Genomic DNA, 22,799 nt, shown 5'->3' with positions numbered 1-22,799 from the left:
CTGCACGCGCAAGCCCGCCGGGACTCCGGTTCGGGCGTTTCCAGAGCCTAGTTCACGCTCTGCAACGATCTGCGCGGAGCGCGGCTGGCAGGTCGCCCGATCGGATCAGGCGATGTTCACACCAGACACGGCCGACGACCCCTGAGAGCGCCTCAGGCCTCCTCAGGCCTCGAACGGCCGAGCCGGCCACGGCGCCTCGGCGGGGCGCAGTGCGTCGAGTCCGTCGCCCCTCTCGGCCGCCACCAGCGAAAGGACGCCCACGACGAGGCAGTTGTTGTGCAGTTCGCCTGCGAGGACACCCCGGACGAGCTCGTCGACGGGCACGCGCGCGTGCTCCATGTCGGCCTCCTCGTCCTCGACCTCGAAGCGCTGTCCCTCGGCCTCGGACAGATTCCGGGCCAGGAAGATCCGTACGGCCTCGTCGCAGCCGCCCGCCGTGGGGTAGACGTCGGTCAGCACCCGCCAGTCCTCGGCCTTGACGTGCGCCTCCTCGTACAGCTCGCGCTGCGCGGCGTGCAGCGGGTTCTCGCCAGGTACGTCGAGCAGCCCGGCCGGGATCTCCCACATCCGTTGGCGGACCGGGTGGCGGTACTGGCGGATCAGCAGGACCCGGCCTTCGGCGTCGAGGGCGAGAACGCCCACGGAGCCGGGGTGCACCTGGTAGTCGCGGCCCACGACCGAGCCGTCGGGCATGACCACCTCGTCGGTGCGCACGGAGGTCTTGTTGCCCACGAAGGGGGTCTCCGTGGCCCGGATCTCCCACTCCTCCGGAGTGTCCTTGATGGTGGTCATGTCGACTTGTCCTTCCGCATCCCGCGTCCCGCCCGTACACAAGAAACCGGCCCCGGAGCCGGCACAGAAAACCGGGGCACGCACCCCCAAAGGCGCGCACCCCGGTCACCGTACAGCCCTTGCGTTACTTGCCCGTCTTGCGCCGGACGGCGGCCTTGACGAGGCCGGCGAAGAGGGGGTGGGGGCGGGTGGGGCGGGAGCGCAGCTCCGGGTGGGCCTGCGTGGCCACCAGGTAGGGGTGCACCTCGCGCGGGTACTCGACGTACTCCACCAGCTTGCCGTCCGGCGAGGTGCCGGAGAACTGGAGACCGGTCTGCTTCTCCAGTTCGGCGCGGTAGCTGTTGTTGACCTCGTAGCGGTGCCGGTGGCGCTCCTCGACGTACTCCTTGCCGTCGTACACCTCGCGCACGATGGAGCCCTCGGCGAGCTTGGCCGGGTACATGCCCAGGCGCATCGTTCCGCCCATGTCGCCGTCGCCCGCCACGATGTCGAGCTGCTCGGCCATCGTCGAGATGACCGGGTGCGCGGTGGCGGCGTCGAACTCGGTGGAGTTGGCGTCCTCGATGCCGGCCAGGTTGCGGGCCGCCTCGATGACGATGCACTGGAGGCCCAGGCACAGCCCCAGCAACGGGATCTTGTGCTCGCGGGCGTACTGGATCGCGCCGACCTTGCCGGACACACCGCGGTCGCCGAAGCCGCCCGGGATGCAGATCGCGTCCACGTCCTCCAGCTGCTTCTTGGCACCCGCCGGGGTCTTGCAGTCGTCCGAGGTGACCCACTTGATCTTCACACGCGCGTGGTTGGCGAAACCGCCCGCGCGCAGCGCCTCGGTGACCGAGAGGTAGGCGTCGGGCAGGTCGATGTACTTGCCCACCAGGGCCAGGTTGATCTCGTGGGCGGGGTTGTGGACCCGGTCCAGGAGGTCGTCCCAGGTCGTCCAGTCCACGTCCCGGAAGGGCAGGTCCAGCTTGCGGACGACATAGGCGTCCAGGCCCTCGCGGTGCACGGTCTTGGGGATGTCGTAGATCGAGCGGGCGTCCGGACAGGCCACCACCGCGGCCTCGTCGACGTCGCACATCAGGGAGATCTTGCGCTTGATCGCGGTGGGGACCTCGCGGTCGCAGCGCAGCACGATCGCGTCCGGCTGGATACCGATGTTCCGCAGGGCCGCCACGCTGTGCTGGGTCGGCTTGGTCTTCAGCTCGCCGGAGGGGCCGATGTAGGGCAACAGCGAGATGTGGACGACGAAGACGTTGTCACGGCCGACCTCGTGACGGACCTGACGCACGGTCTCCAGGAAGGGCAGCGACTCGATGTCGCCGACCGTGCCGCCGACCTCGGTGATGACGACGTCGACCTCGTCGGTGGCCATCCGGCGGATGCGGTGCTTGATCTCGTTGGTGATGTGCGGGATGACCTGGACGGTGTCGCCCAGGTACTCGCCGCGCCGCTCCTTCGCGATCACCGTCGAGTAGATCTGGCCGGTGGTGACGTTGGCCGAGCCGTCGAGGTCGCGGTCGAGGAAGCGCTCGTAGTGGCCGATGTCCAGGTCGGTCTCGGCGCCGTCATGGGTGACGAACACCTCACCGTGCTGGAAGGGGTTCATCGTGCCGGGGTCGACGTTGAGGTAGGGGTCGAGCTTCTGCATGACGACCCGCAGTCCGCGCGCCTTGAGGAGCATGCCGAGGCTGGAGGCGGTCAGACCCTTGCCGAGCGAGGAGGCGACACCCCCGGTGACGAAGATGTGCTTGGTCGTCGTGGCGTTGCTGTTTCGAAAAGCAGCGGGTGTCATGGCCAAGGTGGGGCTCCCGTGGTCGCGGTCTGGGGTGCGGTACGGCCGCCCGGGCCCGGAGCTTTCCGGGTTTTCGCTGGGGAGCCGTCGCTGCGGTTCGGGGGTTTCCTGCCCACCGGTCCACGGGCTACCAGGGTATCAGCGACCCGGGGAGATGGCTTCCGGCCACGCTCCGCGCACACGCGGCCACGCATCCCGTACACGAGTCACCATCACCCTGTCCGGCGCTCACCCGAAACAGTGTCCGCTCACCCGAGCTTCACTCGTTCAGCGGACCCGGGTTGTCCGGAGCGGCACGCGGATCATCTGAGTGCGTCGTATGCTCCTCGGACACTCGCTGCCGAGCCCGGCCGGCAACACGGCACCACCCCCGCCCGTAACCCCGGAACAACGAGCGCTCGTCAGTCCGTTGAGCAAAAATTGGTGTTTGCTTCACCGCTCAACGATGCTGGACAACGAACCCTTGACCGCAAGATCGAGACCCCCGTTTTCCTTTTTTTGGGGGCGACGTGGCCTTTCGACTGGAGTTGCACGTGGCCGGGCTCATCGAGGACTACGCACTCATCGGGGACATGCAGACCGCCGCGTTGGTCTGCCGGGACGGCACAGTCGACTGGCTGTGTCTCCCGCGCTTCGACTCCCATGCCATCTTCGCGGGACTGCTCGGAACCGAGGAGCACGGCTTCTGGCGCCTCGGTCCCGCGCACGCGGCGGACGCGGCACCGCCCGTAGCGGCCCGCCGCCGCTACCGGGGCGACTCGCTGATCCTCGAATCCGAGTGGGACACCCCGCGCGGCACTGTCAGAGTGACCGATTTCATGCCCCCCCGCGACGGCGCCCCGCAGTTGATCCGCATCGTGGAGGGCGTCAGCGGCCGGGTGCCGATGCGCTCTGCCCTGCGCATGCGGTTCTCGTACGGCCGTGTCGTGCCGTGGGTGCACAAGCACGAGGGGCGGACGGTCGCCGTCGCGGGCCCCGACTCGGTGTGGTTCGACACCACCGCCGAGACCTACGGCAAGTCCCTGACGACGTACGCCGACTTCACGGTGGCGCCGGGCGACCGGATCGCGTTCACGATCTCCTGGGAGCCCTCGCACAAGCAGCCGCCCGCGCTGCCCGAGCCGGAGCAGTCCCTCGACGCCACCGAGGAGTTCTGGCGCGAGTGGGTCGATCAGTGCACGTACCACGGCCCTTACCGGGAGGCCGTCGTCCGCTCGCTCATCACCCTGAAGGCGCTGACGTACGCGCCGACCGGGGGCATCGTGGCCGCTCCCACCACCTCCCTCCCGGAGGACATCGGCGGCGTGCGCAACTGGGACTACCGCTACACCTGGCTGCGCGACGCGGCCATCACCCTCTCCTCCCTCCTGCGCACCGGCTACCGCGACGAGGCCCGCGCCTGGCGCGAGTGGCTGCTGCGCGCCGTCGCCGGCGACCCCGAGAACCTGCAGATCATGTACGGCATCGCGGGCGAACGGGAGCTGGGTGAAGCCGAGTTGGACTGGCTGCCCGGCTACGAGAACTCGGGCCCCGTCCGGGTCGGAAACGGCGCCGCGCACCAGCTCCAGCTGGATGTGTACGGCGAGGTCACCGAGGCCCTGCACCTGGCCCATATGACGGGTCTGGCCCGCAACGACTACGCCTCCCTGCTCCAACTCAAGCTGATCCGCTACCTGGAGCAGCACTGGGACGAGCCCGACGAGGGCATCTGGGAGGTGCGCGGCCCGCGCCGTCACTTCGTGCACTCGAAGGTCATGGCCTGGGTCGCGGTGGACCGCACGATCAAGCTCATCGAGTCCGGCGACGCGGACGGCCCGCTGGAGAAGTGGATCGAGCTGCGTGACGACATCCACCGGGACGTGTGTGAGAAGGGTTACGACAAGGAGCGCAACACCTTCACGCAGTCGTACGGCTCGAAGGAACTGGACGCCTCCCTGCTGCTGATCCCGCAGATGGGCTTCCTGCCTCCCGACGACAAACGCGTCATCGGCACCATCGAGGCCATCCAGCGCGAGCTGTCCACCGAGGACGGCTTCATCCTGCGCTACCCGACGACCTCGGGCGGCGACGAGAACCTCGACGGTCTGCCGGGCGACGAGGGCGCGTTCCTCGCCTGTTCGTTCTGGATGGCGGACGACCTGGCGATGATCGGCCGGGTCGACGAGGCCCGCAAGCTCTTCGAGAAGCTCCTCGCCCTCCGCAACGACCTGGGCCTGCTGGCCGAGGAGTGGGACCCGCGCCTCAAGCGCCAGGTGGGCAACTTCCCCCAGGCCTTCAGCCACGTCCCGCTCATCGACACGGCCCTGAGGCTGACGGCTTCGGGGGCGTACGGCGGCTGAACACCTTGTGGGATCCCGGATCCCGCCGATGAATCCGTAGATCACTTCACATCATTACCGGGAGAACCCGTGACCGTGAGCAAGAACATCAACAACCCCGTGGGCATGGGCGGCGGCAAGCGCAAGAAGCTGTCCCGCGCCGAACGGCAGAACAACGGTCCCCACCGCAATCTCGACCGCCAGGGCGCGGCCGACCAGAAGGCGGAGCTGGTGCGCAAGATGCGCGAGAAGACAGGCGCGGCCGAGGCCGCCGGACAGTCGGGCGACGACACCGCACAGAGCTGACATACCGCCGCCGGTCGCTCTCCACGAAACCCGCTGGTCAGAACGACCTCGGCGGCGGACAGCCCGACGCGGAACCTACAACAGCTGCCATCAGGTTCCCGCACCCCCCAGGGGTGCGGGAACCTGACATTTGCGGCTCGAAACGGCGCCCTTCCTACAGAGCGCCTAGGCTGGAAACACACACCTGCCCCTGCGTCGGAAGGGGACGGCCATGGCTTCCCCCTCGAAGGCCGGCGCGGCTTTCGCCGCGTTGCGCGAGGATCTGACCGGCGACGTGCTCGCCCCGGGGGATCCGGGATATGACGATGCCCGAACCGTGTTCAACGCCATGATCGACCGGCGTCCGGCAGTGATCGCGCAGTGCGCGGACGAAGCCGATGTGGCCCGTTCCGTACGCTTCGCCCGCGATCTGGACCTGCCGATCGCGGTGCGCGGCGGCGGCCACAGCGTGGCGGGCATGAGCTTGAACGACGGCGGTCTGGTGATCGATCTGCGCCGGATGCACGAGGTGACCGTCCATCGGGCGGCCCATTCCGTACGGGTCCAGGGCGGGGCCCTGATGAGCCACCTGGACCGGGCGACCCAGCCGCACGGGCTGGCGACCACCGGCGGCCGGGTCTCCACGACCGGGGTCGGCGGCTTCGTGCTGGGCGGCGGCAGCGGCTGGCTGGAGCGTTCCTGCGGCCTCGCCGTCGACAACCTCATCGCCGTCGACCTGGTGACCGCCGACGGCACCGCGGTGCACGCGAGCGCCGAGCAGAACCCGGAGCTGTTCTGGGCTCTGCACGGCGGCGGCGGAAACTTCGGCGTCGCCACCGCACTGACCCTGAAGCTGCACGAGCTGCCCGCGTTCTCCATGGCCCTGGTCCTATACCTGCCGGAGTTCGGCGAGGAGGCGACCCGCACCTACCGCGACATGATCGAGGCGGGCCCGGTCGAGGCGAGCGGCGGAGTCATCTATCTCACCGGCCCGCCCGAGGAGTTCGTACCGCCGCACCTGGTCGGACAACTGCTGTGCGGCGCTCTGCTGGCGTACGCGGGTCCCGAGGAGGACATGCGCAAGCTCGCCGAACCGCTGCTGGCGCTGCCCCACGAGGCGGCGGTCGTCACCGCGATCCCGTACGCGGACCTGCAGTGCATGCTCGACGACCCGCCCGGCATGCGGAACTACTGGTCGGCGGAGTATCTGACGGGTGCGCCCGACGACTTCGTGGCCGTGTTCTGTGCCGCGGGGAACTCCGTACCGGCGCCGACGGGCACCACGCATGTGCTGTTCCCGCTGGGCGGCTCGGTCGCCGACGGCCCGTCCGAGTACCCCGTCCCCTACCGGGACGCCCCGTGGGCCGTCCACCCCTTCGGCATCTGGGAGGACCCGGCGGACGACCAGCGCTGCGTCCAGTGGGTCCACGACGTCCGTACCGCTGTCCGGCCGTGGAGCACCGGCGCGGTCTACCTCAACTTCATCGGGGACGAGGGCGCGGAGCGCGTGATCGCGGGCCTGGGCGCCGAGAACACGCGCCGGCTGGCGTCGGTGAAACGCCAGTACGACCCGGACAACGTGTTCCGCTTCAACCACAACATCGTTCCGGCGTAGACGAGCCGGTGGTGCCGCCGATGCGCGGGTCGTCAACCGTACGTAGGTGCGGGTAGCGTCCGCTGCATGGACAGCCGCGCGGACAGCCGTTTCGAGAACCGGGGCGCCGGCATCACCGTGCGGCGGGCGCTGGAGCTGCCCGGGCTGCGCAGCGGGCTGCCGGAGATCCTGGCGGGCGCCGACCGGCTGGGGCGGACCGTGCGCTGGGTGCACGCGGGTGAGGTCCCGCACATCGCCTCGCTGCTGAAGGGCGGCGAGCTGCTCCTGACGACCGGGTACGGGCTCGGCACCCGTCCGGCCGAGCAACGCGCCTTCGTCCGTACCCTCGCCGAGCGGGGCATCGCGGCGCTCGTCGTGGAGCTGGGCCCCCGCTTCACCCGGCTGCCCGCGGCCCTCGTCGAGACGGCCCGCTCGACCGGTCTCCCCCTGGTCCAGCTGCACCGCGAGGTGCCGTTCGTGGCCGTCACCGAGGAGATCCACACCGAGATCGTCAACGGCCACTACGCACTGCTCCAGCGGGCCGAGGAGGTCCACAGGCGCTGCACGGAGGCCCTGCTCGGCGGTGGCGGCATCCCGCAGGTCCTGGGCATCCTGGCCGACTTCAGCGGCAACCCGGTGTTCCTGGAGACGACGGACGGCCAGCTCCTGTACGCCGCCGGCGCCGGTCCCGAGGGCGCCGACCCGCTCCAGGTGTGGGAGGGGCTTCGCGCCCACCACAAGGACGCGCCGCCGTCCGCCGGTTCCGTACTCGTCGACGTCCCCGGGGGCGGCCCCGGCACCGGCTCGGTCCGCGCACGCCTGGTGCTGCTGCCCGTCCTCGAACCTCTTGCTCCCGTGCACCGGATGGCCGCCGAGCGGGCCGCGGGCATCCTGGCCGTCGTCCTGATGCAGGCCCGCCAGGAGGAGGAGCTGGCGGCGCGTGGCCGCGGCGACTTCCTCACCGACCTCGCCGAGGGCCGCGTCGAGGCGGAGGCCGCGCCCGCGCAGGCCCGCGTCCTCGGCTTCAAGCCTGGTTCCGGCCTGCTCCTGCCGATGGTGATGCGGCTCGGCGACACCGTGTCACCGGGCGGCGGCTGGGCGGTGCTGGCGCGGGCGGTGACTGAGGAGCTGGCGTCGGTGGGCGTACCGGTACTGCTGGGCGTACGGCCGGTCGAGGGGCGCGTGCCGTTGCTGGTGGGCCTGCGTACGGAGGCGGAGCGCCCGGCGGTCGCCGACCGGGTCGCGGCGGCGCTGCGGGCGGGTGTGGAGCGCGCCGGGATGCAGCGCCCGGGTGCCCGGCCGCCGGTCGTCGTGGTCGGCGTCGCCGGCGGCTGGGCGGCGGCCTCGGCGGGTCTGCGGCACGCGGCGGAGACGGCGACGGCGGCTCAGGGCCTGCCGGACCGCCCCTGGTACGACGCCCGTCGCCTGGACATCGACCTGCTGCTGTGGCGCCTGCGCGACCAGCCCGACCTGGCGGCCTTCGTGGACCGCGCGATCGGCCCGCTGCGTACCCACGACGACCGCTCCAAGCCGCCGCTGCTGCCCACCCTGGAGACGTATCTGGCCCATGCGGGCCGCAAGGCGGAGACAGCCCGCGAGCTCCATCTCAACCGCCAGACCCTCTACAACCGCCTCGCGCGGATCGGGGAGTTGCTGGGCACGGACCTCGACGACCCGCAGACGGTACTGGCGTTGAGCCTGGCACTACGGGCCCGCAGGCACGTGGCCTAGATCCGCAGCAGCCCGTTCAGCTCAGCGGCCGGGGCTGAGTGAACTCGTCGTAGACGCTCAGCACTTGGGCGACGGTCTCGTCCTCGGTGGGCCAGGTGCCGATCTGCCGGACGCCCCGCTCCCGGAGGAGTTCCTGGCGCTCCGGGTCCCCGAGGAGCCGTACGACGGCCCTGCCGAGCGCCACCGAGTCGCCGTACGGAACGAGTTCGGCCGCGTCCCCGACCAGCTCCGGAACGCCTCCCACGGCGGTCGCGATCAACGGCACGCGCGCGTGGAGGGCCTCCTGGGCGAGTACGGAGCGCGACTCCCAACGGCTGGGCAGAAGTGCGAGATCGGCGGCGAGGAGCAGTTCGCTCACGTCGTCGCGCCGCCCGATGAGCCGGACCGGCAGTCCCTCGTTCTCGATGCGGCCCTGCAACTCCGCCCGCAGCGGCCCCTCCCCGGCGATCACAAGGAGCGGCGCGGGATCGAGACCGCGCCACGCGCGTACGGCGTCCAGCAGGACGTCGTACCCCCGGTGCCGGTCGAGGGTGCCGACGGCCATGAGCAACGGGCGGTCCGTGGCTCCGAGTTCGGCCCGCGTCTTGCAGCGGTCGGACTCGTCCCGGCCCAGGGCCCCGCGCGGGGCGGGCAGCGCCACGGCGGACAGCCGGGCGTCCCTGGCCCCGCGCCGCCGGGCCCGGTCCACCAGGTCGGAGGAGGTCCCGAGGACAACGGCGGCGGCCTTCACGGCCCGCCGCTCCAGCACCTTCAGCAGCTGGGCGCGGGGCCCCTCGGTGTAGGCGCGGTTGTGCCAGGTGACGACGAGCGGAGTGCGGCGCCCGCTGAGCGCGAGCGCGGCCCGGAAGGAGGCGTGCAGCCCGTGCGCGTGTACGAGGTCCGCGTTCGAACAGGCCGCGCGCAGCGCCGCCACCGAGCCGGGGTCGCTGCTGCGCGGGATGGGCACGTGTTCGGCACCGGCGCCCGTGAAGTCGTAGGCACTGTCGGCGTCGGAAGGGGCGCACACGGTGACGCGCACGCCTCTCTCGACGAGCCCCGCGGCCAGCGAACGCACGTGCGCGCTGCTACCGGCGTTGCCGCCGCCGAGCACCTGCACGGTGCGCAGCGGCGACTGGCCGTGCGGTGAGTGGCTGCTCGCGGGGCTCACGTGGCCGGGGGCTCCTGGTTCGGCATCGGGCGGTCACGAAGAAAGGACACGGAGAAACGTACAGAAGGTTCGGGCGGAAGGGGTGTACCGCGCCACTTCCTCCGTGTACGGGGGTATTCCGTGCTCCTTCAAGGATGCCAGTACGTACGGGTGTTCCGGACCACGGAGGGGTGGGACGGGTCACTCACACGGGTGAGCGGGACCCCACAGGACGTCAGCTGTTCGAACGTCAGCCGTCCGCCCGAGCCGTCGCCAGCAGCTCCTCCGCGTGTGCCCGCGCCGTCTCCGAGTCCTCCTGCCCGGCCAGCATCCGCGACAGCTCCCGGATCCGGTCCTCACCCTCCAGGACCTTCACGCCCGACCGGGTCACCGACCCGTCGTTGGTCTTCTCGACCAACAGCTGCCGGTCGGCGAACGCGGCGACCTGCGGCAGGTGTGTCACGACGACGACCTGCGCGGTCTTCGCCAGCCGGGCCAGCCGGCGCCCGATCTCCACGGCCGCCTTGCCGCCCACCCCGGCGTCGACCTCGTCGAACAGATAGGTGGGCACCGGGTCGGTCCCCGCGAAGACGACCTCCACGGCAAGCATCACGCGGGACAGCTCACCCCCGGACGCGCCCTTGGCGATGGGCCGGGCCGGCGCCCCCGGGTGCGGGGCGAGCAGCAGTTCGACCTCGTCGGCGCCGGACGGTCCGTAGGCGACCGTACGGCCGTCGACCTCGACACCCTCGGGGTCCTCGGTCTGGCGGATGTCGAACGACACGCGCGCGTGGGGCATGGCCAGCGAGGCCAGCTCGGCGGTCACGGCGTCCGCGAACCGCGAGGCGGCCTCCGTCCGCGCGTCCGTCAACGCCTGCGCCATCCCGCTCAGTTCGCCGCGCAGCGCGTCCCGCTCGGCGGTCAGCTCGCCGGTCCGTTCGTCATCGCCGTCGAGTTCGAGCAGCCGCGCGGCGCCCTCCTCGGCCCAGGTGAGCACTCCGGCAACGCCTGAGCCGTACTTCCGCGTCAGCGCGGTCAGCGCGGCCCGCCGTTCCTCGACGGCCGCCAGCCGCAGCGGATCGGCGTCCAGGTCGTCGGCGTATCCCGCCAGCTCCCCGGCTACGTCCCCGAGCAGGATGCCGACCTCACCGATCCGGTCGGCGAGTGCGGCCAGGGCGGAGTCGTGCGACCGTACGGCCTCCAGGGCCCGATGGGCGCCGTGGACGAGCGTGGCGGCGTCGACACCCTCGGGATCCTCGGGGTTACCGGCGAGGGCGGCGTGGGCGACGGTCGCGGCCGAGGCCAGCGCCTCCGCGTGCCCGAGCCGCTCGGCCTCCTCGGCGAGCTCGGTGTCCTCACCGGCCCGCGGTTCCACGGCGGCGATCTCGTCGAGCCCGAACCGCAGCATGTCGGCTTCCTGGGCTCGCTCACGCGCGCGCGTGGTGATCTCGTCCAGCTCGTTCGCGACGGCCCGCAGCCTCCGGTACGCCTCCCCGTACTTGGTGAGCGGCGCGGCGACCGCGTCCCCCGCGTACCGGTCGAGCGCCGCCCGCTGCCGGGACAGCTTGAGCAGCCCCTGCTGGTCGGTCTGCCCGTGCACGGCCACCAGCTCGTCGGCCAGCTCGGCCAGCACACCGACGGGCACGGAACGCCCGCCCAGATGCGCCCGGGAGCGCCCCTCGGCGGAAACGGTACGGCTGATGAGCAGCGCCCCGTCGTCCAGCTCCGCACCGGCCTCCTCGGCCCGTACGACGGCAGCACCGCCCGGGGGCACGGTGATCCGCCCCTCCACGACCGCGTTCTTGGCCCCGATCCGCACCAACGCCGCATCAGCCCGGCCACCGAGCAGCAGCCCCAGGCTGGTCACGACCATGGTCTTACCCGCACCGGTCTCACCGGTCACGGCGGTAAAGCCTGGCGACAGCTCGACGACCGCATCGTCGATGACGCCGAGCGACCGTATCCGCATCTCCTCCAACACGAACACGACCATACGAGGTCGGCCGACCAAAGTGCGACGCCCCCCACCTCGAATGAGAGAACCCGCAGGTAACGAAAGAAGATCGGCCCCGCTATGTCACCCAGGGGAGTGGACGTGCCCCGATAGGGGCGCGGGGCTGTATCTGATGTGCGGCTCCGCCGCGTGGGCGCGAACAACCACAGCGCGCCCGCACCCACCGACGAGACCGAGCCACCCCCCACAGCAGGCGCTAGTGAGGAGCCCCCCGCCACCCGGAAACAGGCAACGCGAACTTGGCCACCAGCCGATCAGTGAACGACGCATGGTGCAGCCGAGCCAGCCGAACCGGCACAGCCCCCCGCCGAACCTCCACCCGCGCCCCAGGAGGCAACTCCACGGTCCGCCGCCCGTCACACCACAGCACCCCCGGAGGAATGTGCGGCAGAACCTCCACGGCGAGCACGGAATCCGGCGAGGTCACCAGCGGCTTCGCGAACAGCGCGTGCGCACTGATCGGCACCATCAGCAGTGCCTCGACCTCGGGCCACACCACAGGCCCACCGGCGGAGAAGGCATACGCGGTCGATCCAGTGGGCGTCGACAGGCAAATGCCGTCACACCCGAACCCGGTGACCGGCCGCCCGTCGATCTCCAGCACGACCTCGAGCAACTTCTCCGCGGACACCTTCTGCACGGCCGCCTCGTTCAGCGCCCAGTCGGTGTGCACGATGTTCCCGTTCTGGTGGACGACGACGTCGATGGTCATCCGTTCCTCGACCTCGTACGCCTTCGTCACCACCCGGTCGACAACCTTGTCGAGGTCGTCGCGCTCGGCCTCGGCGAGGAAGCCGACGCTACCGAGGTTGACGCCGAGCATCGGCACCCCGGACGCCCGGGCGAACTCGGCGCCACGCAGCAGCGTGCCGTCACCGCCCAGCACGATGAGCAGCTCGCACCCGTCGAGGCACTGTGCGGTGGCCTCCTCGATCAGCTCAACTTCCGGCGGCAGGGGCAGGTTGGCCGCCTCCGCCGCGAGCACCCGCACCCCGAGTCCGGAGCGCACCAGCCCCTGGACCACGAGCTCGGCGCTTCTTATCGCGGCCGGCCGCCCGGTGTGGGCGAGCAGGAAAACAGTACGATCTCGGGTCTGAGTCAACGAGGCCCCTCCGCCACTGCACGGTCAACGTCGGCCGGGTTGAGTTCAGGTGCGCCGGCCCGCAGCCACAGAAAGTACTCGACGTTCCCCGACGGCCCGGGCAGCGGGCTGGCGGTCACGCCCTGCACACCCAGCCCCAACTGCCCGGCGCGGGTGGCAACTCCGCGTACTGCCTCGGCACGCAGTTCGGGACTGCGTACGACTCCTCCACTGCCCAGCCGTTCCTTCCCCACCTCGAACTGTGGTTTGACCATCATCACCAGATCGGCATCAGGTGCCGCACACCGCGCAAGGGCGGGCAGCACGAGACCGAGCGGGATGAAGGACAGATCCCCCACGACAAGATCCACTGGTTCCCCATCGATCGCTTCGAGCGTCAACTCGCGTACGTTCGTACGGTCCTTGACGGTGACGCGTTCATCGCTTTGGAGAGACCAGGCGAGTTGTCCGTACCCCACGTCGACGGCGACGACGTGTACGGCACCGGCTCGCAGCAGTACGTCGGTGAATCCGCCGGTGGACGCGCCGGCGTCCAGCGCCCGCCGTCCGCCGACCTTCAGTCCCTGCGGTACGAAGACCTCCAGGGCGCCGGCCAGCTTGTGGCCGCCCCGGGAGACGTACTCGGGATCGTTGTCGTCGGCCACGACGACGATCGCGGCGGCGGTCTCCACCTGGGTGGCGGGCTTGGTCGCGACGGTCTTGCCGACGGTGACCCGCCCGGCGGCGATCAGCTGGCTCGCGTGCTCGCGCGAGCGGGCGAGTTTCCGCCGCACCAGCTCGGCGTCAAGGCGGCGGCGTGCCACTCCTGCCACGTTCGGTTCAGCTCCTATTGCCGTACGTCGATGAGGGCGCCGGAGGTCCCGGGCGGGCGTCGAGCGCGGTGAGCGTGTCGCGCAGCCCCCGGTGTACATCCTCGTACACCTCCACGTGTCCGTCCGTGGCGAGGTGGTCGGCGTCACCGAGCCGGTCGAGCAGGGCGTCGACGTCGGCGTTGCCCGTGGGCGCGCGGGGGACGTTCAGCGGGGCCGGGGCGTCGGGGTCGGCCTCGGGCGCGACGACCGCCTCCGGAACCGCATCCACATCCGGCACCGCGACCGGAACCGGATCCGAAATCGGAACCGGTGCCTCCTCCGGGCCCTCGGCCGACCGCACTGAGTCGTTCATGCCCTGACGCTACCGCGAACGGCTGAGGTACCGTCGTTCGCGATGGCGACGATTGAGGAGTGCCGCAGCGCACTCGACAAGCTCTCGGACAACATGGCGGGCGCGAGCGGGGACGTACGCGAGGCGGCGGCCCTGGACCGCTCGCTGAGCTGCCGTATCACCGATCTGGACGTCACCTTCGTGGGACGGCTGCGGGGCGGCCGTATCGAGGTCCAGGACACCCTCCAGGGCCCGCCCCCGGAGAAGGCCGAGATCCGGCTCACCATGTCCGGCGACGACCTGGTGGCGATGGTCGCCGGCGAGCTGAACTTCGCGAAGGCGTGGGGCTCCGGACGCATCAAACTGGAGGCGGGCCTGCGGGACCTGCTCCGCCTCAGGAAACTCCTCTAGCCGCCCTCAGGAGGCTTCCGCGGTCGCCCTGGTACGGGCCTTGCGCGCGGCCGGCACCACCAGCGGCGTCCCCGTCTCCGGATCGTCGATGACCTGGCAGCGCAGCCCGAACACCTCCTCGACCAGCCCGGCCGTGACGATGTCGCCCGGCGCGCCCTCGGCGACGACCGAGCCCTCGCGCAGCGCGATGAGATGCGTGGCGTACCGGGCGGCGTGATTGAGGTCGTGCAGGACGGCGACCAGGGTCCGCCCCTGTTCCTCGTGCAGCTCGGCGCAGAGGTCGAGGACGTCGATCTGGTGCTGGATGTCGAGATAGGTCGTCGGCTCGTCGAGCAGCAGCAGCGGTGTCTGCTGGGCGAGCGCCATCGCGATCCACACACGCTGCCGCTGACCGCCGGACAGCTCGTCGACGTATCGGTCGGCGAGTTCGGCGACACCGGTCGACTCCATGGACTCCCGGACGATCCGCTCGTCGTCGTGGGACCACTGGCGCAGGATGCCCTGGTGCGGGTAACGGCCCCGGCCCACCAGGTCGGCGACGGTGATCCCGTCGGGCGCGATCGACGACTGCGGCAGCAGCCCGAGCGTCCTCGCGACCTTCTTCGCGGGCATCGACTGGATGATCTGCCCGTCCAGCAGCACCCGGCCCTCGCTCGGCTTCAGCATCCGCGACAGGGCCCGCAGCAGCGTGGACTTGCCGCAGGCGTTCGGGCCGACGATGACAGTGAAGGAGTTGTCAGGGATCTCCACCGACAGCTGTTCGGCGATCACACGCTGGTCGTAGGCGAGGGTCACACTCTCGGCGGACAGGCGGTTCACGGTGTTGGTGCCCTTCTTGACGTTCTCGTTCGCGGAGTCGCTCATATCCGCCCCGCCTTCCGTTCCGTAACCAGCAGCCACAGCAGATACACCCCGCCGAGCACCCCGGTCACCACCCCCACGGGCAGCTGATCGGCGCCGAAGAGCCGCTGAGAGGCCCAGTCGGCCACGATCAGCAGGGTGGCGCCCATACACATGGACGGCACCAGGTTGGGTCCCGGCGAGCGGGTCAGCCGCCGGGCGAGCTGCGGCGCGGTCAGCGCCACGAAGCCCACGGGCCCCGCTGCGGCCGTGGCAGCCGCGGTGAGCAGTACGGCGGCCAGCATCAGCACCAGCCGTACGCGCTCGACGCGCACCCCGAGGGCGTACGACACGTCGTCGCCCATCTCTGTCATCCGCAGCCCGCGCGCGTTCGCGAGCACCACCGGTACGAGGACCGCGCACAGCAACAGCAGCGGCCAGACCTGGTCCCAGTCCCGCCCGTTGAGGGATCCGGTCATCCACACGACCGCGCGGGCCGCGTCGACGAGGTCGGCCTTGGTGATCAGGTAGCCGTTGACCGCCGTGACGACCGCGGAGACCCCGATGCCGACGAGCACCAGCCGGTACCCGTGCACGCCCTGCTTCCAGGCCAGCAGATATATGGCGAGCCCGGTCACCAGTCCGCCGACCAGCGCCCCGGCGGTGACCTGGGCGGCGTTCCCGGAGAACAGCACGATCATGACCAGCGCGCCGGCCGTCGAGCCCTGGCTGAGGCCGAGTACGTCCGGACTGCCCAGCGGATTGCGGGAGATGGACTGGAACAGCGCACCGCCCAGCCCGAGCGAGGCCCCGACCAGCAGCCCGACCAGGACCCGGGGCAGCCGCAGCTCGTTGACGATGAACTCCTGGCCCGCGTTCCCGTCGCCCAGCAGGGTCTTGAGGACGTCCCCGGCCGGGATCGGGAAGTCACCGGTGCCGATCAGCACCACGCTCGCGGTGAGCACGGTCAGCAGCAGCGCCACGACGACGAACAGCGCGCGCACGTCCAGCCGGAGGGAGAGGCCGCCCGGGGTCCGTACGACACGGCTGGCACGGCGGCCTCGCAGTGCGGGGTTGCTCTTCACAGCTGCGCCGTCCTCCGCCGTCGTACGAGAAAGATGAAGACCGGGCCGCCGATGACCGCGGTGACGATACCGACCTGGAGTTCGGCGGGCCGGGCCACCATCCGCCCGACGACATCGGCACCGAGCAGCAGCACCGGCGAGAGGACGGTCGCGTACGGCAGGATCCAGCGCAGGTCGGGCCCGGTGAAGGACCGTACGACGTGCGGGACCATCAGCCCGACGAAGACGATCGGACCGCAGGCGGCGGTCGCGGCCCCGCACAGTACGGTCGCGGCGGCCATGGACAGCGCGCGGGTGCGGTTCAGGTTCGCGCCGAGCGCGCGGGCGGTGTCGTCGCCCATCGCCACGGCGTTGAGCGGCCGGGCGAGCAGCAGCGCGAGGACCGTGCCGACCACGATGAACGGCAGGACCTGCGTGATGGTGTCGTCCGTGGCCGAGGCCAGCGAACCGACCGTCCAGAAGCGCATCCTGCTGAGCGCGGCGTCATCCGTGATCATCACGGCCTGGAGATAGCCGTAGAGCGCGGCACTGATCGCGGTGCCGGCGAGCGCGAGCCGCACAGGCGTGGCACCCCGGCTGCCCCCGAGGAACCAGACCAGGGCTCCGACGGCGGCGGCCCCGAGGAAGGCGAACCACACATAGCCGCCCAGCGAGGTGACGCCGAAGAAGGTGATCGCGGTGACGACGGCCGCCGACGCGCCCGCGTTGATGCCGAGCAGCCCGGGATCGGCCAACGGATTACGGGTCAGCGCCTGGAGAACCGCTCCGGACAGCCCGAGCGCGGCGCCCACGAGCAGTCCGAGGAGGGTGCGTGAGACGCGCTCGCCGACGACGACGTCCCCGTAGGTCCCCGAGCCCTGGAACAGCCCGTGCCAGACCTGCTCCAGGGACAGCTCTTTCGCGCCGATCGCGATGCTCGCGAGGGCGACGAGAAGCAGGATCCCCAGGGAGACGAGGAGCCCAACTGCCCGTATCGTCCGACGCTTCGGGGGCGCGGGGGCGGTCTCCGCACGCGGCTCAGGAGGACTGTCGACAAACACGTAGTTAGGTTAGCCTACCCTGACTACCGTCTCGTCATCCGTCCCCACGAGCGCCCCCCGAGCACGATCGTCCCTCACAGCCCCAGCCGCGCCAGCGCCTTCCCCCCGTCCAGCCCGCACACGCCGTCCCCGGCCGCCGTCCAGGCCGCCGCGCACAGCGCGCGAAGCCCGTCGAGCACCTCCCCGTCCCCGGTCAGCTCCAGTTGCTCCTCCCCCGCGCCGGCGGTCCACCCCCCGCAGCGGAAACCGCCGCCCGCGTCCACCTCCGTCACCTCCGGCTGCCCGGTCAGCAGCCCCCTCAGGTCGGCGTCGACATAGGTGGGCCGGTGCTGCGGCGGCGCGGCCAGCAGCTGGGCGCCGTTCGCCACACCGGTCAGCACCAGCAGGGAGTCGACCTCCCCGTTGAACGCGCCCTCGATGTCCGTGTCCAGCCGGTCCCCGACGACCAGTGGCCGCTCGGCGCCGGTCCGCAGCACCGTCTCCCGGTGCATCGGTGGCAACGGCTTGCCCGCCACCTGGGGCTCGGCCCCGGTCGCGATACGCACTACCTCCACCGCGGCCCCGTTGCCCGGCGCGATCCCGCGTGCGCCGGGGATCGTCAGGTCGGTGTTGGACGCGAACCAGGGCACCCCGCGCGCGATGGCGTAGCACGCCTCCGCGAACCGTCCCCAGGGCAACTCGGGCCCGCCGTACCCCTGCACGACCGCCACCGGCTCGTCCTCGGCCGACTCGACGGGCTCCAGCCCGCGCTCGCGCAGCGCGACCCGCAGCCCCTCCCCGCCGATCACCAGCACCCGCGCCCCCGCAGGCACCTGGTCGGCGATCAGCCGGGCCACGGCCTGCGCCGAGGTGATGACGTCGGACCCCTCCGTCGCTATGCCCAGCTCGGTGAGGTGCTCGGCCACCGCGTCCGGAGTCCGCAGCGCGTTGTTGGTGACATAAGCGAGCCGCATTCCGCCGTCCCGCGCGACACCGAGCGACTCGACGGCGTGCACGATCGCGTTGCCCCCCGCGTACACCACCCCGTCGAGGTCGAGCAGCGCCGTGTCGTACGCCTCACTGAGGGCCCGCGCGCTGCCCTCGGGCCGCGTCCTGACGGTCTGGCTCATTGTGCATCGCTCCTCGTTCGACCGGCTTTCCCCCGATCATCCCCCATGCCACTGACAGCCCTACGATGCACCAATGAACACTGCAGGTCCCGCGGACGTACCGGCTCGCATGGGCCTTCAACTGACCCCCTTCCGGGGCCTGCGCTACGACCCCGACCGGGTCGGCAGCCTGGCCGCCGTGACCTCTCCGCCGTACGACGTCATCGTGCGCCCGGACGGCCTGATACACCTCGAATCGGCCGACCCGCACAACATCGTCCGGCTGATCCTCCCCCAGGCGGCCACCCCGTCCATCCGCAACGAACAGGCGGCCGACACCCTGGACGACTGGCTGGCCGAGGGCATCCTGACCGCCGATCCCGAGCCCGCCCTGTACGTCTACGAACAGCGCGACACGACCGGCCACCTCCAACGCGGAGTCATCGGCGCCCTGCGCCTCTCGGAGCCGTCGGAGGGGGTGGTCCTGCCGCACGAGGACGTCATGCCGCACGTGGTCGCGGAACGGGCGGCCCTGATGCGCGCCACGTACGCGAACCTGGAACCCCTCCTCCTCACCTACCGCAGCGACGACTCCGCCACCGCGTCACCGTGCACCACGAGCGCGGTGGTCGAACGCACGGCCGCCCGTCCTCCGCTGCTCTCGACGACCACGGAGGACGGTTTCGGCCACCGCCTCTGGGCGATCACCGATCCCGCCGAACTCGCAGGGATCCAGACGGACCTGACACACCACCAGGCCCTGATCGCCGACGGCCACCACCGCTGGGCCACGTATCTGCGTCTACGCGCGGAGCACCCGTCCCCCAGCCCCTGGGACCACGGCCTGGTACTCCTCGTGGACACCGCCCGCTACCCCCTGCGCGTCCGTGCGATCCACCGCCTCCTGCACGGCCTGCCGGTCTCCGAGGCCCTGGCGGCCCTGGCGGGCCACTTCCGGGTACGTCACCTGACGACCGCGCTCCCAGAGGCCCTCACCACCCTCGCGGATGCGGCCACTACGGGCAACGCCTTCCTCCTGGCCGGAGACGGCGCCTTCCACCTCGTGGACCGCCCGGACCCGGCCCTTCTGGACCGTACGATCCCGGCCGACCGCCCGCAGGCCTGGCGCACCCTGGACGCGACGGTCCTGCACGCCACGCTCCTCGACCACATCTGGCGCATCCCCGAGGACTCACCTGCGCGCATCGCGTACATCCACGACACGGCGGCCACCGTGGAGAAGGCCGAACAGGACGGCGGTACAGCCGTCCTGATGCACCCGGTCCGCGAGGAGGTCGTACGGGACCTGGCCCGCCAGGGCGTCACGATGCCCCGCAAGTCGACGTCCTTCGGCCCCAAACCGGCCTCGGGCCTGGTCCTGCGCACGCTGTCGCACTGAAACGCAGAAGGGCGGGACCCCTTACCGGGATCCCGCCCTTCACCGATCTACTGCTTACCGCAGGTCAGCGCTTGTCACCCTCGACATCGTCCGAAGCACTGTCGTCGCTGTCGTCGGCGGACTCAACCGCTTCAACCGTCTCGGGCACCTCGACCACCGCAGTCACCTCGACAGACTCGGTGACATCGGCAGACTCGACCTCGAGGGACTCGACGCCCTTGTCATCAAGGTCGCCCTCATCCCCGTCCTCGTCCTCGCTCTCGTCAAAGGCGTCGACGAACTCCACGCCCTCAAGCTCGGCAAGTCGGTCCGCGGCGTCCGTACTCCCGTCCTTGTCGGACTCGACGGCCTTGGCGAACCACTCCCGCGCCTCGTCCTCACGCCCGGCGGCGAGCAGAGCGTCGGCGTACGCGTACCGCAGGCGCGCGGTCCACGGCTGTACGGAGTTGGAGGCCAGCTCGGGACTCTGCAGGGTCACGATGGCCGCGTCGAGCTGATCCATGTCACGCCGGGCACCGGCCGCGACGAGCCGCATCTCGACCTGTCCGGCCTTGTCCAGCTTGTGCACCTCGGGCGCGCCGGCCATCTCGAGCGCCTTCTCGGGCCGCCCGAGTCCACGTTCGCAGTCGGCCATGACGGGCCACAGTTCGACGTGCCCGGTCATCCGCCGAGCCGCACGGAACTCGGCAAGCGCCTCGCTGTACTTCTGGTTCGCGTACGCGGCGAACCCGGCCGCCTCTCGTACGGCGGCCACACGCGAGGCCAGTCGCAGAGCCACCCGCGAGTACCCGTAGGCCCCCTCGGGGTCCTCGTCGATGAGCCGGGCGACCATCACCAGGTTCTTGGAGACCTCTTCCGCCAGCCCCTTTGGCAGGCTCATCAGCTCCTGGCGTACGTCCTTGTCGATCTCGTCGCCCGTGACCTCCTCGGGGATCGGCAGCCGCTTGATCGGCTCCCGGTCCCGGTCACGCTCGTCACGGAACCCGCCACCACGCCGGTCATCGCCCCGGCTGTCGTCACGTCCCCGGTAACCGCCGCCACCGCCACCGGGCCGGCCTCCACGGTCGTCACTCCGCCCCCGGAAGCCACCGCCAGCTCCGGTGGGACGGGCACCACGGTCGTCACTCCGGCCCCGGAACCCACCACGATCATCATCCCGACGGACAAAGCCGCCGCGCTCACCACGGTTGGTGTCCCGGCTGTCGTCCCGGCCACGGCTGTCGTCCCGGCGGAAACCGCCACGGTCACCTTCACGACGGTCGTCATCACGCTTGAAGCCACCACGGTCACCGCGGTTGTCATCGCGTCCACGGAACCCGCCGCCACCTCCGGCGGGACTGCCACCACGGTCATCGTCTCGACGGAATCCGCCACGGTCACCGCGGTTGTCGTCACGGCGGAACCCACCACCACTGGCCGGACGACCACCACGATCATCCTGACGGTCGTCGCGACGCGCAAAGCCACCACCGGCAGGACGACCACCACGGTCATCCGTCCGCCCACGGAACCCACCACGATCATCATCCCGACGGAAACTGGAACGCTCTCCGTCCCGCCGGTCATCACGTCGGTCATCGCGACGGGGAGCTGCCGGCCGATCGTCACGCCCACGGAAGCCACCACTGGCAGGACGACCACCACGGTCATCCGTCCGCCCACGGAACCCGCCACGATCATCATCACGCCGAACGAAGCCACCGCGGTCACCGCCACCACCACGGTTGTCATCCCGCCGGAACCCGCCGCTACCGGCCGGACGACCACCACGATCATCCTGACGGTCGTCCCGACGCGCAAAGCCACCACCGGCAGGACGACCACCACGGTCGTCACTCCGGCCCCGGAACCCAGCGCGGTCATCTTCGCGACGGAAACCGCCGCGGTCGCTGCCACCACCGCGGTTGTCGTCGCGGCGGAACCCACCACCACTGGCCGGACGACCACCACGATCATCCTGACGGTCATCGCGACGCGCAAAGCCACCACCGGCAGGACGACCACCACGGTCATCCGTCCGCCCACGGAACCCACCACGATCATCATCACGCCGAACGAAGCCACCGCGGTCACCGCCACCACCACGGTCATCATCACGCCGAACGAAGCCACCGCGGTCACCGCCACCACCACGGTTGTCATCCCGCCGGAAAGCGGGACGGTCCCCACGGTCGTCACGGCGGGGTCCCGCAGGACGGTCCGAGCGCTCCGGCCGGTCCGAACGGTCGTCACGCCGGAAAGTTGGACGAGCACCACGGTCTCCGTCACGGCGGTCATCGCGGCGCGCAGGACCGCCACGCTCGCCACCGCCACGGTTGTCGTCTCGGCGGAAACCACCGCCGGCGGGACGATCGCCCCGGTCGTCACGACGAGGGGCTGCGGACCGGTCGTCACTACGACCGTAGCCACCCGTTGGCCGGCCACCACGGTCGGGAGAAGCACCACGGTCGTCGCGGCGATCGTTGTCGCGCCGGGGAGCCCCTCGGTACCCGCCACGATCGCCGCGGTCACCACTGTCCCGTCGGCGCTGGTCGCGCTCCGGGCGCTCGTCGGGAGAGTTGGTGGACATGATGGGTGACTCCTGTCATCGGTACCGCAAGTCATTCTCGCGCAGCCGACAAGTCGGCGCGCTCCGGGCAGTGCGCTTGTTAAAAAACAAAAGGACCCCTGGTCCCAGCGTGAACGCTGGGACCAGGGGTCCTCCAAAGATTGTTCGGCGGCGTCCTACTCTCCCACAGGGTCCCCCCTGCAGTACCATCGGCGCTATAAGGCTTAGCTTCCGGGTTCGGAATGTAACCGGGCGTTTCCCTCACGCTATGACCACCGAAACCCTATTGGTTTCGAGCGAACAAGCACACTCTTCAGTTAGATGTTCTAGCTCGAAAGCCGACAACGGTCGTTGTCTCAGAACTAACACAGTGGACGCGAGCAACTGAGGACAAGCCCTCGGCCTATTAGTACCAGTCACCTCCACCCGTTACCGGGCTTCCAGATCTGGCCTATCAACCCAGTCGTCTACTGGGAGCCTTACCCCATCTA

The 22,799-nt window shown here is 70.6% G+C and carries 18 protein-coding genes, 2 rRNA genes and 1 pseudogene; 6 read left to right on the top strand and 15 right to left on the bottom strand.

Features of this window, described 5'->3' with window-relative positions; all coding sequences use genetic code 11:
- Nucleotides 1-162 precede the first annotated feature (162 nt).
- Both G3I56_RS34810 and G3I56_RS34805 read right to left on the bottom strand, forming a co-directional pair.
- A complete protein-coding gene (locus G3I56_RS34810) occupies nt 163-792 on the bottom strand; it encodes an NUDIX hydrolase (RefSeq protein ID WP_164416112.1) in 630 nt (209 codons plus the stop codon).
- A gap of 124 nt (nt 793-916) precedes the next feature.
- Nucleotides 917-2,584 carry a CTP synthase gene (locus tag G3I56_RS34805; protein WP_164416239.1) on the bottom strand — a complete coding sequence of 556 codons (1,668 nt, stop codon included), beginning with the start codon at nt 2,582-2,584 and terminating at the stop codon, nt 917-919.
- Between the two features lie 533 nt (nt 2,585-3,117).
- Here G3I56_RS34805 and G3I56_RS34800 point away from each other — a divergent pair.
- From G3I56_RS34800 to G3I56_RS34785, 4 genes are all read left to right on the top strand, one after another.
- Nucleotides 3,118-4,923, top strand: coding sequence for a glycoside hydrolase family 15 protein (locus G3I56_RS34800; protein WP_164416237.1), 1,806 nt, complete (start codon nt 3,118-3,120; stop codon nt 4,921-4,923).
- A 69-nt stretch (nt 4,924-4,992) separates the two neighbouring features.
- Entirely contained in the window at nt 4,993-5,208 is a 216-nt protein-coding gene (locus tag G3I56_RS34795; protein WP_343240141.1) for a DUF6243 family protein, read from the top strand.
- 211 nt (nt 5,209-5,419) lie between these two features.
- Nucleotides 5,420-6,802, top strand: coding sequence for an FAD-binding oxidoreductase (locus tag G3I56_RS34790; RefSeq protein WP_164416110.1), 1,383 nt, complete (start codon nt 5,420-5,422; stop codon nt 6,800-6,802).
- 66 nt (nt 6,803-6,868) lie between these two features.
- Nucleotides 6,869-8,512, top strand: a complete 1,644-nt coding sequence (locus G3I56_RS34785) for a PucR family transcriptional regulator (protein WP_164416108.1) — start codon at nt 6,869-6,871, stop codon at nt 8,510-8,512.
- A gap of 16 nt (nt 8,513-8,528) precedes the next feature.
- On the opposite strand, the gene G3I56_RS34780 is transcribed toward G3I56_RS34785, so the two are convergent.
- From G3I56_RS34780 to G3I56_RS34760, 5 genes are all read right to left on the bottom strand, one after another.
- Nucleotides 8,529-9,659: a glycosyltransferase family 4 protein gene (locus G3I56_RS34780; RefSeq protein WP_164416106.1), complete on the bottom strand. Its 1,131-nt coding sequence runs from the start codon at nt 9,657-9,659 to the stop codon at nt 8,529-8,531.
- Nucleotides 9,660-9,888: 229 nt separating this feature from the next.
- On the bottom strand, nt 9,889-11,631 hold the full coding sequence (gene recN, locus G3I56_RS34775) for a DNA repair protein RecN (RefSeq protein ID WP_203691375.1): 1,743 nt from the start codon (nt 11,629-11,631) through the stop codon (nt 9,889-9,891).
- 217 nt (nt 11,632-11,848) lie between these two features.
- Nucleotides 11,849-12,754, bottom strand: coding sequence for an NAD kinase (locus G3I56_RS34770; protein ID WP_164416102.1), 906 nt, complete (start codon nt 12,752-12,754; stop codon nt 11,849-11,851).
- Entirely contained in the window at nt 12,751-13,566 is an 816-nt protein-coding gene (locus G3I56_RS34765) for a TlyA family RNA methyltransferase (RefSeq protein WP_164416100.1), read from the bottom strand. Before G3I56_RS34765 ends, G3I56_RS34770 begins: the two co-directional genes overlap by 4 nt.
- A 7-nt stretch (nt 13,567-13,573) precedes the next feature.
- Nucleotides 13,574-13,918, bottom strand: a complete 345-nt coding sequence (locus G3I56_RS34760) for a hypothetical protein (protein WP_203691374.1) — start codon at nt 13,916-13,918, stop codon at nt 13,574-13,576.
- 42 nt (nt 13,919-13,960) lie between these two features.
- Between G3I56_RS34760 and G3I56_RS34755 the strand changes: the two genes are divergently transcribed.
- Nucleotides 13,961-14,308, top strand: coding sequence for an alkyl sulfatase C-terminal domain-containing protein (locus G3I56_RS34755; RefSeq protein ID WP_164416098.1), 348 nt, complete (start codon nt 13,961-13,963; stop codon nt 14,306-14,308).
- Nucleotides 14,309-14,314: 6 nt separating this feature from the next.
- On the opposite strand, the gene G3I56_RS34750 is transcribed toward G3I56_RS34755, so the two are convergent.
- The 4 genes from G3I56_RS34750 to G3I56_RS34735 form a co-directional block, all read right to left on the bottom strand.
- A complete protein-coding gene (locus G3I56_RS34750; protein WP_164416096.1) occupies nt 14,315-15,172 on the bottom strand; it encodes an ABC transporter ATP-binding protein in 858 nt (285 codons plus the stop codon).
- On the bottom strand, nt 15,169-16,233 hold the full coding sequence (locus G3I56_RS34745) for an iron chelate uptake ABC transporter family permease subunit (RefSeq protein WP_343240139.1): 1,065 nt from the start codon (nt 16,231-16,233) through the stop codon (nt 15,169-15,171). Before G3I56_RS34745 ends, G3I56_RS34750 begins: the two co-directional genes overlap by 4 nt.
- The gene (locus G3I56_RS34740; RefSeq protein WP_164416094.1) at nt 16,230-17,273 is read right to left on the bottom strand and encodes an iron chelate uptake ABC transporter family permease subunit; all 1,044 of its coding nucleotides are present in this window, start codon (nt 17,271-17,273) and stop codon (nt 16,230-16,232) included. Before G3I56_RS34740 ends, G3I56_RS34745 begins: the two co-directional genes overlap by 4 nt.
- 74 nt (nt 17,274-17,347) lie before the next feature.
- A complete protein-coding gene (locus G3I56_RS34735; RefSeq protein WP_164416092.1) occupies nt 17,348-18,382 on the bottom strand; it encodes an HAD hydrolase-like protein in 1,035 nt (344 codons plus the stop codon).
- A 73-nt stretch (nt 18,383-18,455) separates the two neighbouring features.
- Here G3I56_RS34735 and G3I56_RS34730 point away from each other — a divergent pair, with 73 nt between their 5' ends.
- Nucleotides 18,456-19,760, top strand: coding sequence for a DUF1015 domain-containing protein (locus G3I56_RS34730; protein WP_164416090.1), 1,305 nt, complete (start codon nt 18,456-18,458; stop codon nt 19,758-19,760).
- A 64-nt stretch (nt 19,761-19,824) separates the two neighbouring features.
- Here the strand turns inward: G3I56_RS34730 and G3I56_RS34725 are convergent, their stop codons facing one another.
- The 4 genes and pseudogenes from G3I56_RS34725 to G3I56_RS43405 form a co-directional block, all read right to left on the bottom strand.
- Nucleotides 19,825-20,640 (bottom strand): tetratricopeptide repeat protein, encoded by an 816-nt coding sequence (locus G3I56_RS34725; protein ID WP_164416088.1) that lies wholly within the window; start codon nt 20,638-20,640, stop codon nt 19,825-19,827.
- A 237-nt stretch (nt 20,641-20,877) separates the two neighbouring features.
- Nucleotides 20,878-22,329 (bottom strand): annotated as a pseudogene (locus G3I56_RS45160) (hypothetical protein); the annotation flags it as partial.
- Between the two features lie 142 nt (nt 22,330-22,471).
- Nucleotides 22,472-22,588, bottom strand: a 5S ribosomal RNA gene (rrf, locus tag G3I56_RS34715).
- A 106-nt stretch (nt 22,589-22,694) separates the two neighbouring features.
- Nucleotides 22,695-22,799 (bottom strand): 23S ribosomal RNA (locus tag G3I56_RS43405); the annotation flags it as partial.

This window comes from Streptomyces sp. SID12488 (assembly GCF_010548275.1).
Taxonomy (GTDB): Bacteria; Actinomycetota; Actinomycetes; order Streptomycetales; family Streptomycetaceae; genus Streptomyces.
The sequence above is the reverse complement of the archived record's forward strand: the minus strand, read 5'-3'. Positions and strand labels throughout refer to the sequence as shown.

Excerpts from the sequence above, each read along its gene's own strand:
- G3I56_RS34790 (WP_164416110.1), top strand. The coding sequence starts at position 5,420 with ATGGCTTCCCCCTCGAAGGCCGGCGCGGCTTTCGCCGCGTTGCGCGAG.
- G3I56_RS34805 (WP_164416239.1), bottom strand. The coding sequence starts at position 2,584 with ATGACACCCGCTGCTTTTCGAAACAGCAACGCCACGACGACCAAGCAC.
- recN (WP_203691375.1), bottom strand. The coding sequence starts at position 11,631 with ATGGTCGTGTTCGTGTTGGAGGAGATGCGGATACGGTCGCTCGGCGTC.
- G3I56_RS34755 (WP_164416098.1), top strand. The coding sequence starts at position 13,961 with ATGGCGACGATTGAGGAGTGCCGCAGCGCACTCGACAAGCTCTCGGAC.
- G3I56_RS34760 (WP_203691374.1), bottom strand. The coding sequence starts at position 13,918 with ATGAACGACTCAGTGCGGTCGGCCGAGGGCCCGGAGGAGGCACCGGTT.
- G3I56_RS34735 (WP_164416092.1), bottom strand. The coding sequence starts at position 18,382 with ATGAGCCAGACCGTCAGGACGCGGCCCGAGGGCAGCGCGCGGGCCCTC.
- G3I56_RS34810 (WP_164416112.1), bottom strand. The coding sequence starts at position 792 with ATGACCACCATCAAGGACACTCCGGAGGAGTGGGAGATCCGGGCCACG.
- G3I56_RS34785 (WP_164416108.1), top strand. The coding sequence starts at position 6,869 with ATGGACAGCCGCGCGGACAGCCGTTTCGAGAACCGGGGCGCCGGCATC.
- G3I56_RS34725 (WP_164416088.1), bottom strand. The coding sequence starts at position 20,640 with ATGAGCCTGCCAAAGGGGCTGGCGGAAGAGGTCTCCAAGAACCTGGTG.
- G3I56_RS34750 (WP_164416096.1), bottom strand. The coding sequence starts at position 15,172 with ATGAGCGACTCCGCGAACGAGAACGTCAAGAAGGGCACCAACACCGTG.
- G3I56_RS34730 (WP_164416090.1), top strand. The coding sequence starts at position 18,456 with ATGAACACTGCAGGTCCCGCGGACGTACCGGCTCGCATGGGCCTTCAA.